This is a genomic window from Caldimicrobium sp. SLHALR3, from assembly GCF_058692735.1.
This window is the reverse complement of sequence record NZ_CP182484.1, coordinates 426221-442260: the sequence shown is the minus strand read 5'-3', so window position 1 is coordinate 442260 and position 16040 is coordinate 426221. Positions and strand designations below refer to the sequence as shown.

The window sequence follows — 16040 nt, the reverse complement described above, 5'->3', positions numbered from 1 at the left end:
CTGATAGTATATTTATATTTTACTTCTCACCTTGATAATTTTATCATCAAGTAAATGTATGTATAGAGAAACTGAAAATTTTTATAGGAAAAGAAGGGTGGTATTTGTTTTCTTTCATATTTACAGAAGGATGGCTTATCTCTCGATTTGGAGACGAAGTGGTTATTGAATCTGATAATTCCACCAATAGAACTGTAAAATCCAAAAAGGACAGTTCATCTAATAGCAAAAAAGCCAAAATAAATTTTATTAGTTATATCTAAAGCTCATATTTTAAACTTAAAATTTACTAATAATGAAAGAATTTGTAAATGCAATAAATAGAAAAATTGGTAGATAGATGTTTAATCTACATTTAAAAAACATAAAAACTAAAACCTTGGCAAAATTAGCTTAATAGATGCTTGATAAATATAAAAACAAAGAAGTAAGCGATATGTATAGAGAAAATAAAACTCAATTAACTATTGGAGAAAAACTGTTTCATAATAATTTAGTTGAAGACACTCTTTTTCAAATAAACAAGGTAATAAATTGGTAACCTTCAGATTCACAGCAAATTGAACTTTCTCAAGATTTTTGCAACCTTTTCGTCAGTTTTGGCAAGCTCTCTCAATGCCAGAATTAAGTCTCTTACTCTTTCCTCTCTTTCTATCTCAGCAATAGTTTCCTCTTTTGCTCATCTTATAATCGTTATTCTATCCCAGCAAGCAAATCCTATGTTTGCTATCGTTATGGAAGTAAATATCCCTGTAACTATCCACAGAAATATGGTCATTTGATCAAGTCTTTTATCTATTTCTTCAAATCGTTTGTCTATTTGTTCAAATCGTTTATCTACTGATTCTTTAAATTCTTTAACTGTTACTTCAAGCCTTATTAGTCTTTCTCTGTCTTCCTGCGTAAAGGCGGTTTCTTTTGCGTGAGAGAAATCTGTTGTAATCGTGAAAAGTGCAAGGGCTGTAATGATGTATAAAAAGATCTTTTTCATTTTATATTTTCTCTGGTTTTTTAATTTTTAGTATAAACAGAAATAGTAGAGAAATAGTAAATAAATCAATTAAATAGAAAAACAATCCCCTTAGAGGCGGGGAAGGTTTCAACACTTAGAGTTTGGAGAAAACTTTTTGTCGTATTTTAAGTCGCAATCCCCTTAGAGGCGGGGAAGATTTCAACCAAACGAGGGCACGATCCTTGCATACAAAGATTTCAAAAGTCGCAATCCCCTTAGAAGCGGGGAAGGTTTCAACTGCTACGACTTGGATTGTGAGAATTGTAAAGAGAGGTCGCAATCCCCTTAAAGGCGGGGAAGGTTTCAACTTTTCTTTCCCGTCTACCACTTTACTCTTACTCTGCCAGTCGCAATCCCCTTAGAAGCGGGGAAGGTTTCAACATGAAGAAGAGGAAGAAAAAAACGACAGGTGGGAAATGGTCGCAATCCCCTTAGAAGCGGGGAAGGTTTCAACTAATTAGATTTTCCTTGCAGAATCAGAGTTTGAGATTGTGTCGCAATCCCCTTAGAAGCGGGGAAGGTTTCAACACGAATTTGAAGTTAGAAAATTAGCGGAAAAAAATGCAAAGGGTCGCAATCCCCTTAGAAGCGGGGAAGGTTTCAACGGGTGACGAGATACCTCAGTGAATACGTCAGGCAAGTCGCAATCCCCTTAGAAGCGGGGAAGGTTTCAACTGAAATGACTCAACAAACTACACAACAAGCTACACAAAAACAAGTCGCAATCCCCTTAGAAGCGGGGAAGGTTTCAACAAAAGCTTCTTGAAAGAGTAGAAGTAGAACCTAAAACGTCGCAATCCCCTTAGAAGCGGGGAAGGTTTCAACTTGGCGGGAACCCAGTAAGGTTCTACAAAAAGTTTGTGTCGCAATCCCCTTAGAAGCGGGGAAGGTTTCAACCTGTTCTGCTTATCTGGCTCTGCTTCTACTCTGTCCCTGTCGCAATCCCCTTAGAAGCGGGGAAGGTTTCAACCTCTTCTGCTTATCTGGCTCTGCTTCTACTCTGTCCCTGTCGCAATCCCCTTAGAAGCGGGGAAGGTTTCAACCTCTTCTGCTTATCTGGCTCTGCTTCTACTCTGTCCCTGTCGCAATCCCCTTAGAAGCGGGGAAGGTTTCAACCTCTTCTGCTTATCTGGCTCTGCTTCTACTCTGTCCCTGTCGCAATCCCCTTAGAAGCGGGGAAGGTTTCAACCATCTGGACTTCTTTATCACTCTGAAATCTCTGTGCTGTCGCAATCCCCTTAGAAGCGGGGAAGGTTTCAACCTTATATCGTCAAGAAAGCAGCAATACTTTTCGTTTTTTGTGTCGCAATCCCCTTAGAAGCGGGGAAGGTTTCAACTGAAATGACTCAACAAACTACACAACAAGCTACACAAAAACAAGTCGCAATCCCCTTAGAAGCGGGGAAGGTTTCAACAAAAGCTTCTTGAAAGAGTAGAAGTAGAACCTAAAACGTCGCAATCCCCTTAGAAGCGGGGAAGGTTTCAACTTGGCGGGAACCCAGTAAGGTTCTACAAAAAGTTTGTGTCGCAATCCCCTTAGAAGCGGGGAAGGTTTCAACCTGTTCTGCTTATCTGGCTCTGCTTCTACTCTGTCCCTGTCGCAATCCCCTTAGAAGCGGGGAAGGTTTCAACCTGTTCTGCTTATCTGGCTCTGCTTCTACTCTGTCCCTGTCGCAATCCCCTTAGAAGCGGGGAAGGTTTCAACCATCTGGACTTCTTTATCACTCTGAAATCTCTGTGCTGTCGCAATCCCCTTAGAAGCGGGGAAGGTTTCAACTAATTAGATTTTCCTTGCAGAATCAGAGTTTGAGATTGTGTCGCAATCCCCTTAGAAGCGGGGAAGGTTTCAACACGAATTTGAAGTTAGAAAATTAGCGGAAAAAAATGCAAAGGGTCGCAATCCCCTTAGAAGCGGGGAAGGTTTCAACGGGTGACGAGATACCTCAGTGAATACGTCAGGCAAGTCGCAATCCCCTTAGAAGCGGGGAAGGTTTCAACCTGTCGTATGCTTTTTACAAACTCATCAAAGATTTGGGTCGCAATCCCCTTAGAGGCGGGGAAGGTTTCAATAACTGGGATGGAGAATATTTAGTTTGTTTTTCATCAAAAGTCGCAATCCCCTTAAAGGCGGGGGAGGTTTCAACAGAATAAAGTTTTTTGTTGATGGGGCATGCTCCGGAAATCCGGAGCAATCCCCTTAAAGGCGGGGAAGGTTTCAACTCAACAAAAACCACTTGCTCACCGGTCCGATCCGGTGGGTCGCAATCCCCTTAAAGGCGGGGAAGGTTTCAACCACAAAAAACTTGAAAAACAACTAACAAACAAGGAGGTGTGGGTCGCAATCCCCTTAAAGGCGGGGAAGGTTTCAACCACAAAAAACTTGAAAAACAACTAACAAACAAGGAGGTGTGAGTCGCAATCCCCTTAGAGGCGGGGAAGGTTTCAATTTTTAATAGAATTCCCGATAATGCAACAATAAAGATTAAGTCGCAATCCCCTTAGAGGCGGGGAAGGTTTCAATAAGGACGATTTGTATTGCATCGTTATCTACCCTGGAGTCGCAATCCCCTTAGAGGCGGGGAAGGTTTCAATTCATGCAAAATTAATTATCAATCCTCAAGAATTTAGAGTCGCAATCCCCTTAGAGGCGGGGAAGGTTTCAATTCGGGGAAAAACCAAAAAGGGGGGTTAGGTATGAAGGAGTCGCGTCGCAATCCCCTTAGAGACGGGGAAGGTTTCAACCTGGTTGCTTATCTTGAAGAACTAAGACAAAAAAAGTCGCAATCCCCTTAGAGACGGGGAAGGTTTCAACTATATGGGAATAGAATTTTACCCTGAAAAAGCAGAATTAAGTCGCAATCCCCTTAGAGACGGGGAAGGTTTCAACCATTAGAGTTTATGATGACACGGGTGAGGAATATCGGTCGCAATCCCCTTAGAGACGGGGAAGGTTTCAACACGACAAAAGAAAAAACTTTTCTTTGAGAATACTTCTCAATCCAGTCGCAATCCCCTTAGAGACGGGGAAGGTTTCAACAGAGCTTCAGTAACATGACTAATTTGTTAAAAAGTCGTGTCGCAATCCCCTTAGAGACGGGGAAGGTTTCAACGAATTTACAGCACTAAAGAAAAACACGCACTTTGTCGCAATCCCCTTAGAGGCGGGGAAGGTTTCAACAAAGAAATCTGCTGTAAAATCCGTAAAGCACAAACAAAATGGTCGCAATCCCCTTAGAGACGGGGAAGGTTTCAACAGATAGAAGTCACGTAGCACTTGCAGGGTTCATTCTTAAGTCGCAATCCCCTTAGAGACGGGGAAGGTTTCAACCTTATCAAAACCAAGCCCAAAAGTCCAATTCTTTTGGGCTTGGGTCGCAATCCCCTTAGAGACGGGGAAGGTTTCAACCCCTGCTCTCAGTCCAATTCTGGGAGCGGGGATAAATTCAGTCGCAATCCCCTTAGAGACGGGGAAGGTTTCAACCATAAAAATCCCTGCTCTCAGTCCAATTCTGGGAGCGGTCGCAATCCCCTTAGAGACGGGGAAGGTTTCAACCTCGATTCGTTTATTAATATAATCCTCAATCACGGGTCGCAATCCCCTTAGAGACGGGGAAGGTTTCAACAAAGATGCAAGCTTTTACTATGCACTTACCTATGGTGGGTCGGTCGCAATCCCCTTAGAGACGGGGAAGGTTTCAACCCCTACTACCGTGCACCTCTCATAAATACTATTTTGTGAATTTTAGAACAAATACAACTTCAAAAAATCTACCCCTTAAATCCCTCACTAAATCTAATGCGCAAAACCTCTGAAAGTCTAAAATTTCAACTAAACTTTTAACATAAAATCAATAACTTAAAACCATACTTTTTAACTATCTTTTTGCAACTTATTCTCAAATTCAACCGCTAATCTATACCTCTTAAAAAGCTCATTAATCCTGATACACAAAGCCAATTTTTCTAAAAAATTCTTTATTTCTTTACCTGAAAATAGGTAGAATTTTTAAAAAATTACCCCCTCAAAAAAAGAATCTAAAACCCCGCCCCAGCTAAAACCCAATTTTCAAAGATCAGCCACCTTTCCAAATTTTTAACACTTTTTCATAAATTTTCAAGAAGTTAATTGTCAATTTTTCAAATTTTTAAGATTTTTAACTTTTAGAATAAAAACAATTATTGTCTGCGGATGTCTATAACATCTGCCTTTTCCCCAAAAAGTAAGAAAAATGCAGATAAAAAAGTTCTAAGAAACGCCAGACAAGTGTTATTTGTTGAATGAATATTAAAATAAAATTGATGTGTGGTAAAATGGAAGAGACAAGTTTAAAAGACTGATTAAAGCTGGGGGAGGAGGATTCGAACCTCCACTAGTGGATCCAGAGTCCACCGTCCTGCCAATTAGACGATCCCCCAAGAACTATTAAAATAATATTTAATATTTGTCAATTGTCAAGAGGTAAAAAGTTTTAAAATTTAAGCCTGTGGAGTTTAAAGCTCTTTATCCACTACCAAGGATAAAATTCTTTTCTGCCCTCTTAATTTCAGCACATCAATCCCACGCTTTATGGTGTTAAAAATGGCTTCTACTTGAGGCTCAGTTTTAGGATCAATTTTAGAAAGATCAAAGGAAACGACAACAATAAAAGGTGAGTAAACCTTATTATACCTTTTATAAAAAGTGCTTTCTATAATTCTTAAAAGCTTTCTTGCAACAACCATAGCCCCATTGGGGGGTGTTTCTGGTAAAATAACAGCGAATTGTTCAGGTTTAGAAAGCTTTGTTATTATATCAACTCTTCTCAAATTTTTTAAAAATTCTGAGGATAAAAGTTTTATAATATTTTCTTCTTCTTCAGCACCATAAAGCTCTATTATTTGTGAAAACTTTTCTATTTCAATTAAAAGAACGCTTAAGAATCTGCGATACCTTTTTGCTCTTAAAAGTTCCTCTTTCAACCTCTTTAAAAAGTAGTCTTCGTTGTAAAGACCAGTTAAGGGATCAAGGAAAGAGCCATCTTTAAATTTTTTCCTTAGGTCTTCCAATTCCTCTATAAGTAATTTTTTTTCTCTTATAACCTTTGTCAGCTCATCCTGATATACTTCAAGAAGCGTTTCTTCCTTCTTCTTTTGCTCTTCAAGTTTTTTGATTTCAGTCTTTATTTTTTCTTCCTGAAGTTTGATCCACTTACTATAGGAGATGAGATGAAAATCTTTGTAATTCAAAATTTCATAAAAAGGATTTGTCAAATCAGGAAGCGTATCAAGTAATGTCTTAACCTGCTCTTCCTCCAAATTAAAGTGTGTTCTGGCAAAATCCTTAAGCTTTTTAAATCTTCTTTCTCTGTCTATACTAAAATAACACTCCACTCCAAGATCTATTAAACTCAGATATTTAATGTCATCAAAGACTTCAGGAGGAATTTCTTCAGGTAAATTAGGAAACTGATGATGAAACTGAATATTAAGAATAAATCTGCGAGGAAAATTGTAGTTTTCAAAATACTCAGCTCCGATAGTTGCATGATCTACCCCAAAGACTTCTTTTTCAGCCTCAATAAGAGTTTTCCCATATTTTTTAAGTGTAAGAACTCTTAAATATCCCTCAGGTGATAGGAAATATAAAACAATAATACCAAAATCCATAAGATAAGAAGATATATGTAAGTGAGATGGATAGGTTTCAAATTGAGAGCTACATATAAAAGAGAAACACAAATTTGCGATAGCTCTTGCCCAAAAAAGTTGGAAGTTAAACTCGTTAAAAGTAATCTTAGAAAGTTTAGTAGATATGTAACTTAGAACCAGAAGTTTTACCAAATCTTCTCCCAGAATTAACAGAGCTAATCTTACATCCTCTACAGGTGGATTGTCTTTTCTGTATTTTGGTTGATTTGCTACAGAAAGAATGAGAGAGGAAAGTTCATTATTATTAGTTATAAGTTCCGTAAATTCTCTTTCGGTTTTTAAAAGGAGTGTTTCCAGAACGCTCTTTCCCAATTTCGGAAGGGGTATAGGAGTTCTTCCAAAAATTTTTGAAAGTCTATCTAACTCTCCCATTTTTTCTTGTTTAGATTAAAATATTGAGTTAATATTATCAAAAGTTTTTGAAAAAGAAAGAAAAAAACGGGTATAAATTGCAAAATTTTAACTAAAAACTAAAAAGGGGAGGTATTTATGGGAGAAGAGCAACTTAAAGAATTAGTTTTAGATATGGCAAAAAGGGCAAAATCTGCTTCAAGAACTTTAGCTACCCTTTCATCCCAAGTAAAAAATGAGGTTTTAAAAAGGGTTGCTCAAAAGCTTAGAGAAAAAAAGGAAGAATTGAAAAAAATTAACGAAAAGGATGTAAATCAGGCAATTCTTCAGGGGCATACTAAAGCTTTTATTGATAGATTGACCCTTACAGACAAAGTAATAGAAGGTATGGCAAAAGGATTAGAAGAGGTGGCAGCTCTTCCTGATCCAGTTGGGGAAGTAGTTAAAATGTGGAAAAGACCTAATGGACTCCTGGTTGGGAAAATGAGAATACCTTTGGGAGTTATAGCTATCATCTATGAAAGCAGACCTAATGTTACGATAGATGCAGCTTCCCTTTGTTTTAAAAGCGGTAATGCAGTTATTTTAAGGGGAGGGAAAGAGGCTTTAAATTCAAATTTAGCTCTGGGAGAAATTTTTAGAGAAACTCTAAGAGAATTTAACATAACAGAGGATGCTGTTCAGGTTGTTTCAACTCCAGAAAGAAGATTAATGGAATATATGCTTGAACTTGAAGAATATATAGATCTTGTTATCCCAAGAGGAGGAGAAGGGCTTATCAGATTTGTTACAGAAAGAGCAAGAATGCCTGTTATCAAGCATTACAAAGGAGTATGTCATGTGTTTATAGATGAAGAGGCAAATTTGGATATGGCAAAAGAAATAGCCATAAATGCAAAGTGTCAAAGACCAGGGGTTTGCAATGCCATGGAGACACTTCTTGTGCACAAAAATGTAGCAGAAAAGATTTTACCAATTTTAGCTGAAGAATACAAAAAGTACGGAGTAGAATTAAGAGGATGTTCTGAAACTTTAAAATATATCCCCTGGGCAAAACCTGCCACTGAGGAAGACTGGTATGCAGAATATTTGGATTTGATTCTGGCTGTAAGGGTGGTGGAAGATATAGATGAGGCTATAGAGCACATATCTAAATACGGAAGCAATCACACTGAAGCTATAGTTACTGAAAATTATTCAAAAGCTTTAAAATTTTTAAAAGAGGTTGATGCAAGTGTAGTTCTCGTTAACGCTTCAACAAGGTTTAATGATGGTGGAGAACTCGGGCTTGGTGCAGAAATTGGTATTTCAACTACCAAAATTCATGCTTATGGTCCTATGGGACTTGAAGAATTAACTACAACAAAGTTTATTGTTTTTGGAAATGGACAAATCCGAACTTAAAAGAATAGGAATATTGGGAGGAACTTTTGATCCACCCCATCTTGCGCACTTAAGAATAGCTGAAGAGACAAGAGAAGCCTATAACTTAGATAAAGTCTTTTTCATTCCTGCAGGAGCTCCTCCTCATAAAAAAGACTATAAGATTACATCCTTTGAAGATAGATTTAAAATGGTAGAACTTGCAATTAAAGAAAATCCATTTTTTGAGGCTTTAGATATAGAAAAAGATGTGATTCCATCTTATACTTTAAAAACGCTTCAAAAACTTGAAGAAATTTTTCCAAAAGTGGAAAGGTATCTCATTATAGGCTGGGATAGTTTTTGCGAATTTGAAACTTGGTGGAACTACGAAAAATTTTTAGAATATACAAATATCATAGTAGTTCCTAGAAGAATGAGAGATTGGAGAAAGGGAAAAGAGTATTTTTATCATAAGGTTAAAGAACTTTGGAGGGAAGAAGCTTTTAAAAAAGTCTATTTTTTTCAAACTGTAACCTTTGACATCTCAAGTACGCTTATAAGAAATTTGTGTAAGGAGGGAAAATCAATTAGATACCTTGTTCCTGATAGTGTTTATTTTTACATTAAAGAAAAGGGACTTTATCAGACATGAGAGGAAGTATTAGAGAGCCAATAACTCCTATGTTTAAGCAGTACTTTGAAATTAAAAGTAAATATCCTGATGCCATACTTTTTTTCAGATTAGGGGACTTTTATGAGATGTTTTTTGAAGATGCAGAAATCGTTTCGCCACTTTTAGGACTTGTTCTCACAAAAAGAGAGGCAGGGAAAAACTTAATAGCTCCTATGTGTGGGATACCTGCAGATAAAAGCTCCTTTTATATACAAAAACTTGTGGATATGGGATTTAAAGTTGCCATTTGTGAACAGGTGGAAGATCCTTCACAAGCAAAAGGACTTGTTAGGAGAGAGGTGGTTAAAATTTATACCCCTGGATTACTTATAGAACCTGAATCTCTTTCAGAAAAAGAAAAAAATTACTTAGCCAGTCTTTATTTAGAAAAAAAGGCAGGAATAAGTTTTTTAGAACTTTCTTGTGGGGAATTTATTTTTACGGAACTTCGTAAAGAGGATATTATTTCTGAAATTTTGAAAAAAGAGCCAAAAGAAATCCTCTTAAGCAAAAAAATGGAGAAGGAAGAATTAGCTAAAATACTTAAACAAAACCTTCCCAAAGTTCATCTTACCTTTGTAGAGGATAGTTTTTTTAAAAGAGAAAATCTAAAAGAGCTTAGCTTAGAAGAATTTGAGAAAGAAAGATACGATGAAGGATTAAGAGCAGTAAGTGCGATTTTAGAATATTTAAAGAATTATCAGCCAGGTCTTGTGGATAAAATAGAACCTCCAAAATTTTATTACCCCGAAGAATTTTTGTTTTTAGATGAATCAACCAAAAGAAATCTTGAATTGATAAAAAATCTTTGGGATGGGAGTGAAAAATATACACTGTTTTCCCTTCTTGATAAAACTGAAACACCGATGGGAGCAAGACTTCTTAAAGAATGGATACTTTATCCCTTAAAGGATATAAGAAAAATTCAAGAAAGACAGGAAGCAGTTAAATTTTTTGTAGAAAATAAGTCTTTAAGAGAGGAACTTAAAAAACGATTGAAAAAGATTTCGGACCTTGAGAGATTAACCATAAGGTGTGCTTTGAAATTGGTAAATCCAAAAGAATTGGGAATATTAAGGGAAAGCTTAAAATATCTTCCCGAAATAAAAGAAGTTTTTAACAAAAGTGAAAATATAAAGCTTTCTAAAAGAATAGAGGAGCTATTAAAAGATATAGAGGGTTTTTCAGAACTTTATTTAATTTTAGAAAAATGGCTTGTTGAGAATCCTCCCAGCACATTAAAAGAAGGAGGAATAATTAAAAAAGGAGTTAGTGCAGAGCTTGACGAACTATTAGATATTAAAGAAAATGCTGTATATTATCTTTCTGAACTTGAAAAGAAAGAAAGGCAAAAGACAGGAATTCCCAATTTAAGAATAGGTTACAACAAAGTTTTTGGATACTACTTTGAGGTTTCAAAAAGCTACTTAAAAAGGATTCCTCCATACTTTGAAAGGAAACAAACCTTAACCAATGTAGAAAGGTTTATAACCGGAGAATTAAAAGAGCTTGAAAATAAGATTTTATCTGCAGAAGAAAGAATTAAGAACTTAGAATATGAGTTATTTTTAGAATTGAGAGAAAAAGTGTTTTTGTATAAGGAAAGATTAAAAAGAACTGCCAAGGCTCTAGCAGAACTTGATGTTCTTTTAGCTTTGGCTCAGGTAGCAGTAGAAAACGATTATGTAATGCCAGAAATAGTTGAAAGACCTGAACTTATAATAGAAGAGGGAAGACATCCTGTTTTAGAAAAAATTCAAGGAAAAGAGAACTTTGTTCCTAATTCTTTAAAAATGGATATGGAAAACCAGAGGGTTTTAATCATTACTGGACCAAATATGGGTGGAAAATCCACCTTTTTGAGACAAAATGCTCTTATAGTTATAATGGCACAGATGGGAAGTTTTGTTCCTGCAAAGTTTGCAAGAATTGGGATTTTTGACAGAGTTTTTACTCGCGTAGGAGCCGGAGATGAATTGGTAAGAGGAAAAAGCACCTTTATGGTTGAAATGAGTGAGTGCGCCTACATATTAAAAAATGCCACTTCACAAAGTTTAGTAATACTTGATGAAGTTGGAAGAGGGACAAGCACTTTTGATGGAATGTCTCTTGCTTGGGCAATAGCTGAGGCTCTTTATCAAAAAAAGGTCTTTACTCTTCTTGCTACACATTATTTTGAAATTACAGAACTTGCCAATCTCTATTCAGGAATAAAAAATTATCATGTAGAAGTTAAAGAATGGAATGGAGAAGTAATATTTTTATACAAGGTTTTGCCAGGAGTTGCCAATCAGTCTTACGGAATAGAAGTTGCAAAATTAGCAGGAATTCCTCAAGAAGTGGTTGACAGAGCAAGAGAAATACTTTATAAATTAGAAAACAGAAGTTTAAAAGAAAATAAGGAGATACTCATATATCCCAAAAAGATTTTACAACTTTCTATATTTGAAAGCGTCCATCCTGTAGTTGAAAAAATTAAAAATTTAAACATAGAAGAGATGACACCTATTGAAGCTCTAAACTTCCTTTGGGAAATAAAAAAAGAAATAAACAAATTAGAAAGAAAGAAAGTTCAATGAAAAAAATTTTAAGTGTTTTAATAATCATTTTAGGAATAAGTGTTATACAGATTTTAATTTTTGATTTTCCAAAATTATTTGCTACTTCTTCCAAATCTTCAGAAAAGTATATTTATCATACAGTCAGGAAGGGAGAAACCTTAGAAAAGATAGCCCAAACTTACGGAGTTTCTATAAGAGAATTAAGAGAGTGGAATAGATTAAAGGGAAATAAAATACAAGTGGGAAGCAGGCTTATAGTTGGAATAAAAAAAGTTAAAGAGGAAAAACCAAAAGAAGAGATTAAAACGAGACCTGAAAAAACTGAAGAAGGTTATGTTTATTATGTAGTCAAAAGAGGTGATACCTTAGATAAGATAGCGAAAAGATATGGGGTTTCAATAAAAGAGCTTAGGGAGTGGAACAAATTAAGGAAAAATAAAATACATGTAGGGCAGAAGCTTATTGTTGGAGTAAAAGAAACAAAAGAAGAAAAACAAACTCAAAAAGAGGTATTTAAAAAAGAAATTAAAAAGGAGATTTCAGATACGGAAAGACTATTTGCCGAACTTGAAAAAGAGTATGAAAGGCTAAATTCTAATCCCCAAACCAGAAGAATAGAATGGCTTAATCTTATAAGTAAATATAGGAGAATTTATTTACTTTATCCAGGAAGCCAAACAGCACCAAAGGCTGTATTAAAAACGGCAAATATTTATTATCAGCTTTATAAAAAATTTTCAAGCCCGGAGGATTTGAATAAAGCAATAGAAAGATATCACTTTTTGATTGAAAATTATGCCAAAAGTTCAGCCACTAAGGAGGCTTATTACTGGTTAATTCAGATTTACGAAAAAGACTTAAAAGATGAAGAAAAAGCAGAAAAATTAAAAGCTGAATTTACTCAAAGATTTCCCAAAAGTGCATATTTGCCAAAGCTTGAAGTTAAAAGAGAAGTTAAGCAAGAAGTTAAACCAAAAACTCAGCCAAAAATTCAGCCAATAGCAAAAAGGGTAGAAAGAAAGGAGATAGAAGAAAAAGAAGTTTTAAAAGAAAAAGTTGCATTATCTAACTTAAAAAAGGTATTAGAGGTTCAGCCAGTTACAGGAGAGGATTATAGCAGAGTAATTATAAATGTTTCTGGCAATTTTGAATATCAGGCAAATATTCTAAAAGGAACAGTGGATAAACCTCCGAGAATATATGTAGACATTTATCCTGCAGTGCTTGATAATAAAATTTCCAACGAAATAACCATAAAGGATTCACTTTTAACCAGAGTTAGAGTAGCTCAATTTGATGAGAAAACTGTAAGAGTGGTGTTAGACCTGAGTAGTTTAACCTCTTATAAAATTTTTAAGCTAAAAGAGCCTTATCAGTTGGTTTTGGATTTAATAGGTAAGGAGAAGAAAGGCAAGGAGGAGAAAAGAGCCACTTTAGCCAAAAGTTCAGCTAAAAAAGAAAATTACATCAATCTTGCTCGCCAATTTGGTTTAGGTATAAAAAGAATTGTTATTGACCCAGGACATGGAGGGGAGGATCCTGGAGCAGTAGGTCCCTCTGGATTAAAAGAAAAGGATGTGGTTTTAAAGGTATCTGAGCTTTTAGCTCAAAAGTTAAAAGAGAGATTGAATGTAGAGGTTATTTTAACAAGGAATGAAGACAGATTTATTCCCCTTATTCAAAGACCAGCAATTGCAAACAGCAAAAAAGCAGACCTTTTTATTTCTATCCATGCCAATGCCTCGCCTGATGGAAAAGCTAAGGGAGTAGAAACGTATTATCTTAATTTTACTACAGATCCAGAAGCAATGAGAGTTGCAGCCTTAGAAAACGCTGCTTCAGATAGGTCTTTAAGTGATTTACAAGATTTAATAAAAGCAATTCTTACCAATACAAAACTTTCTGAATCAAGGCTTCTTGCAGAAAAAGTTCAGGGAGAGCTTGTAAGAACTTTAAGTAGATATTATCCAAATGTTGAGAATAGAGGAGTGAAATATGCTCCATTTCTTGTTTTAGTGGGAACAAGAATGCCAGCAATTCTTGTTGAGATAGGATTTATAACCAATCCAGAGGAAGAAAAACTTTTTAAAAACTCACACTACTTAGAAATGATCGCTGAAGGGATTGCTAAAGGAGTAGAAATCTACATTCAGAGTTTAAAACTTTCTCAATCCTATTATGATAAAAAGTCCTAAAGTTTTATATGGAGCAGAAAGATTTTTTAAAGAAAAAATTTATAAAAAATATCAAGGTAAAAGAGTTGCTTTACTTTGCAATCAGGCTTCAGTAGATTATAAATTTGTTCCGGTTTTTTTTCATTTCAAAGAAAAATTTAAAAAAGACTTTAAACTGATTTTTTCTCCTCAGCACGGTCTTTTTTCAGAAAAACAGGCAAACATGATAAGTTCAGAAGATGAGATAGAACCTTTTACTCAAGTTCCTGTAATAAGTTTATATGGACCAAGGCTTAAACCAGAAAAGGCGCACTTAGAAGAAATAGATGTATTATTTGTAGATTTGCAGGAAGTAGGATGTAGAGTTTACACTTATATTTGGACTTTGTATCTTTTAATGGAGGTTTGCGAAAAAGCAGGGAAAAAATTAGTTATTCTTGATAGACCAAATCCTATAGGAGATGAGATAGAAGGACCGCTTTTAGAACCTCAATATTTTTCCTTTGTAGGTATGGATAGATTACCTTTAAGACACGGTTTAACTATGGGAGAGCTTGCAGTTTTATTTAAAAATCGCAAATTTAAGAATCTTGATTTAGAAGTTATTAAAATTAAAGGATATAAAAAGAGATTTTTTTATCCTCAATTAAAACGCTTCTGGATATTTCCCTCTCCCAATATGCCTTCTTGGGAAACAGCCTTGGTTTATCCAGGGCAGGTATTACTTGAAGGCACAAATCTTTCAGAGGGAAGAGGAACAACCAATCCTTTTTTAATATTTGGAGCACCCTATCTTGATTTAAAAAGACTAAACTCCCTTTTTCAAACACTTTTTAATCCAGAAAGGGATGGATTTATTTTAAGACCAGTTGCTTTTGAACCCACTTTTGATAAATGGAAAGGAAAAAGATGTTATGGTTTTCAGATTCATATTTTAAATTGCCGTAAATTCAAGCCAGTAAAAACAACACTTTTACTACTTAAAGTTATTAAAGAAAATTTTGAGGAATTTAGATTTATAGAAGGACCTTATGAGTTTGAAAAAATGAAAAAGCCCATTGAAATCCTTGTTGGGAATTCACAAATTCTTAAATGGTTAGAGGGAAACAAAGAAATTGACCTTGATTTTTACCTGTATTATAATTTAAAAGATTATTTAGAAGAATTGCAAAGCATCAATCTTTACAAACCTTAATGAATAAATCAAACTTTAAAAAGCCCAAATTTAGATCTAATAAAGAAAGGCTCAATTACTTTTTAAAACTCTTTAACAAAGAAGATAAGGTGCTAATTCTTATCTGGGCAGATCCTGATGCTTTAGCAAGTGCTTTAGCTTTAAAAAGGATTTTACAGCATAAAGTAGAAAAAGTAGATATTTCTAATGTAAATGAGATTGTGAGACTGAACAATAAAGTAATGATAGAAATTTTAAAAATTCCTCTTATTAAATTTTCTGAAGAGCTTTTGAGTTTTTACAATAAATTTATACTCGTTGATTCTCAACCTACTCATAGAAGTGAATTTAAAAATATAAAGTTTACTGCAGTTATAGATCATCACCCACTTACAGATGGATGGGATGCTGAATATACAGACATTCGTCCAGAATACGGAGCAGTTTCAACTATTCTTTTTGAATATTTAAAAACTTTAAGAATAAAGCCCTCTGTTTATTTAGCAACTGCTTTAGTTTACGGAATAAAAGTTGACACAGATAATTTTGGGAGAAGTGCTAATCTTCATGATGTAATAGCATTTCAAAAGTTATACAAGCACATGAACAGATACTTACTTAACAAAATAGAGGGTTATCACATTAGAAGATCAGAACTTAAGTATTTCAAAATAGCATTGGATCAGTTGAAATTTCAAAAAGGGAGAATTTTTGTATATATAGGAAAGGTTCTGAATACGGACATTCTTGTGGTGATAGCTGATTTTTTAAACAAAGTATATGAGACCTCTTGGGTTTTTGTGGGAGGAGAATATAAGAAAAATTTGGTAATTATAATAAGATGTGATGGATATAAAAAAGATGCGGGAAAGTTAGCGATGAAATTATTTAAAGAAGTTGGTTTAGCTGGTGGACATAGAGAAAAGGCAAGGGCAGAAATTCCCTTTTCTAATTTAAACATAGAGAGTGATAAATTTGATACGAAGGAATTTATAAAATTGTTTGAGAAGTATTTTAAATAGGAAAAAAGAAAAGAAGATTT

General features: G+C 34.9%; 10 protein-coding genes, 1 tRNA gene and 1 CRISPR repeat array. Of the genes, 8 read left to right on the top strand and 3 right to left on the bottom strand.

Annotated features, from left to right (window positions below; genetic code table 11):
* Positions 1-104: 104 nt before the first annotated feature.
* Together ACLGLP_RS02340 and ACLGLP_RS02335 are read left to right on the top strand one after the other, a co-directional pair.
* Positions 105-263: a hypothetical protein gene (locus ACLGLP_RS02340; RefSeq protein ID WP_492113332.1), complete on the top strand. Its 159-nt coding sequence runs from the start codon at positions 105-107 to the stop codon at positions 261-263.
* A 137-nt stretch (positions 264-400) separates the two neighbouring features.
* Positions 401-541: a hypothetical protein gene (locus ACLGLP_RS02335; protein ID WP_492113331.1), complete on the top strand. Its 141-nt coding sequence runs from the start codon at positions 401-403 to the stop codon at positions 539-541.
* A gap of 138 nt (positions 542-679) precedes the next feature.
* Here the strand turns inward: ACLGLP_RS02335 and ACLGLP_RS02330 are convergent, their stop codons facing one another.
* From ACLGLP_RS02330 to ACLGLP_RS02320, 3 genes are all read right to left on the bottom strand, one after another.
* Positions 680-991, bottom strand: a complete 312-nt coding sequence (locus ACLGLP_RS02330) for a hypothetical protein (protein ID WP_492113330.1) — start codon at positions 989-991, stop codon at positions 680-682.
* Positions 992-1069: 78 nt separating this feature from the next.
* Positions 1070-4712: a CRISPR direct-repeat array (repeat unit 35 nt; unit sequence GTCGCAATCCCCTTAGAAGCGGGGAAGGTTTCAAC).
* A gap of 644 nt (positions 4713-5356) precedes the next feature.
* A tRNA-Gln gene (locus ACLGLP_RS02325) sits at positions 5357-5428 on the bottom strand.
* Between the two features lie 75 nt (positions 5429-5503).
* The gene (locus ACLGLP_RS02320; RefSeq protein ID WP_492113329.1) at positions 5504-7072 is read right to left on the bottom strand and encodes a sensor domain-containing diguanylate cyclase; all 1569 of its coding nucleotides are present in this window, start codon (positions 7070-7072) and stop codon (positions 5504-5506) included.
* A gap of 117 nt (positions 7073-7189) precedes the next feature.
* On the opposite strand from ACLGLP_RS02320, the gene ACLGLP_RS02315 reads away from it, so the two are divergent.
* The 6 genes from ACLGLP_RS02315 to ACLGLP_RS02290 are packed head-to-tail and all read left to right on the top strand — an operon-like array spanning position 7190 to position 16020.
* Positions 7190-8455, top strand: coding sequence for a glutamate-5-semialdehyde dehydrogenase (locus ACLGLP_RS02315; protein WP_492113328.1), 1266 nt, complete (start codon positions 7190-7192; stop codon positions 8453-8455).
* Complete coding sequence (gene nadD, locus ACLGLP_RS02310) at positions 8436-9068, top strand: nicotinate-nucleotide adenylyltransferase (RefSeq protein ID WP_492113327.1); 633 nt, start codon at positions 8436-8438, stop codon at positions 9066-9068. The genes ACLGLP_RS02315 and nadD overlap by 20 nt, the downstream gene beginning before the upstream one ends.
* A gap of 29 nt (positions 9069-9097) precedes the next feature.
* Positions 9098-11668: a DNA mismatch repair protein MutS gene (gene mutS / locus ACLGLP_RS02305; protein ID WP_492113326.1), complete on the top strand. Its 2571-nt coding sequence runs from the start codon at positions 9098-9100 to the stop codon at positions 11666-11668.
* Positions 11665-13845 (top strand): N-acetylmuramoyl-L-alanine amidase, encoded by a 2181-nt coding sequence (locus tag ACLGLP_RS02300; RefSeq protein ID WP_492113325.1) that lies wholly within the window; start codon positions 11665-11667, stop codon positions 13843-13845. The genes mutS and ACLGLP_RS02300 overlap by 4 nt, the downstream gene beginning before the upstream one ends.
* Entirely contained in the window at positions 13829-15019 is a 1191-nt protein-coding gene (locus ACLGLP_RS02295) for an exo-beta-N-acetylmuramidase NamZ family protein (protein ID WP_492113324.1), read from the top strand. Before ACLGLP_RS02300 ends, ACLGLP_RS02295 begins: the two co-directional genes overlap by 17 nt.
* Positions 15019-16020, top strand: coding sequence for a DHH family phosphoesterase (locus ACLGLP_RS02290; RefSeq protein WP_492113323.1), 1002 nt, complete (start codon positions 15019-15021; stop codon positions 16018-16020). The genes ACLGLP_RS02295 and ACLGLP_RS02290 overlap by 1 nt, the downstream gene beginning before the upstream one ends.
* Positions 16021-16040: the final 20 nt, after the last annotated feature.

Excerpts from the sequence above, each read along its gene's own strand:
- ACLGLP_RS02335 (WP_492113331.1), top strand. The coding sequence starts at position 401 with ATGCTTGATAAATATAAAAACAAAGAAGTAAGCGATATGTATAGAGAA.
- ACLGLP_RS02330 (WP_492113330.1), bottom strand. The coding sequence starts at position 991 with ATGAAAAAGATCTTTTTATACATCATTACAGCCCTTGCACTTTTCACG.
- ACLGLP_RS02320 (WP_492113329.1), bottom strand. The coding sequence starts at position 7,072 with ATGGGAGAGTTAGATAGACTTTCAAAAATTTTTGGAAGAACTCCTATA.
- ACLGLP_RS02315 (WP_492113328.1), top strand. The coding sequence starts at position 7,190 with ATGGGAGAAGAGCAACTTAAAGAATTAGTTTTAGATATGGCAAAAAGG.
- nadD (WP_492113327.1), top strand. The coding sequence starts at position 8,436 with ATGGACAAATCCGAACTTAAAAGAATAGGAATATTGGGAGGAACTTTT.
- mutS (WP_492113326.1), top strand. The coding sequence starts at position 9,098 with ATGTTTAAGCAGTACTTTGAAATTAAAAGTAAATATCCTGATGCCATA.
- ACLGLP_RS02300 (WP_492113325.1), top strand. The coding sequence starts at position 11,665 with ATGAAAAAAATTTTAAGTGTTTTAATAATCATTTTAGGAATAAGTGTT.
- ACLGLP_RS02295 (WP_492113324.1), top strand. The coding sequence starts at position 13,829 with ATGATAAAAAGTCCTAAAGTTTTATATGGAGCAGAAAGATTTTTTAAA.
- ACLGLP_RS02290 (WP_492113323.1), top strand. The coding sequence starts at position 15,019 with ATGAATAAATCAAACTTTAAAAAGCCCAAATTTAGATCTAATAAAGAA.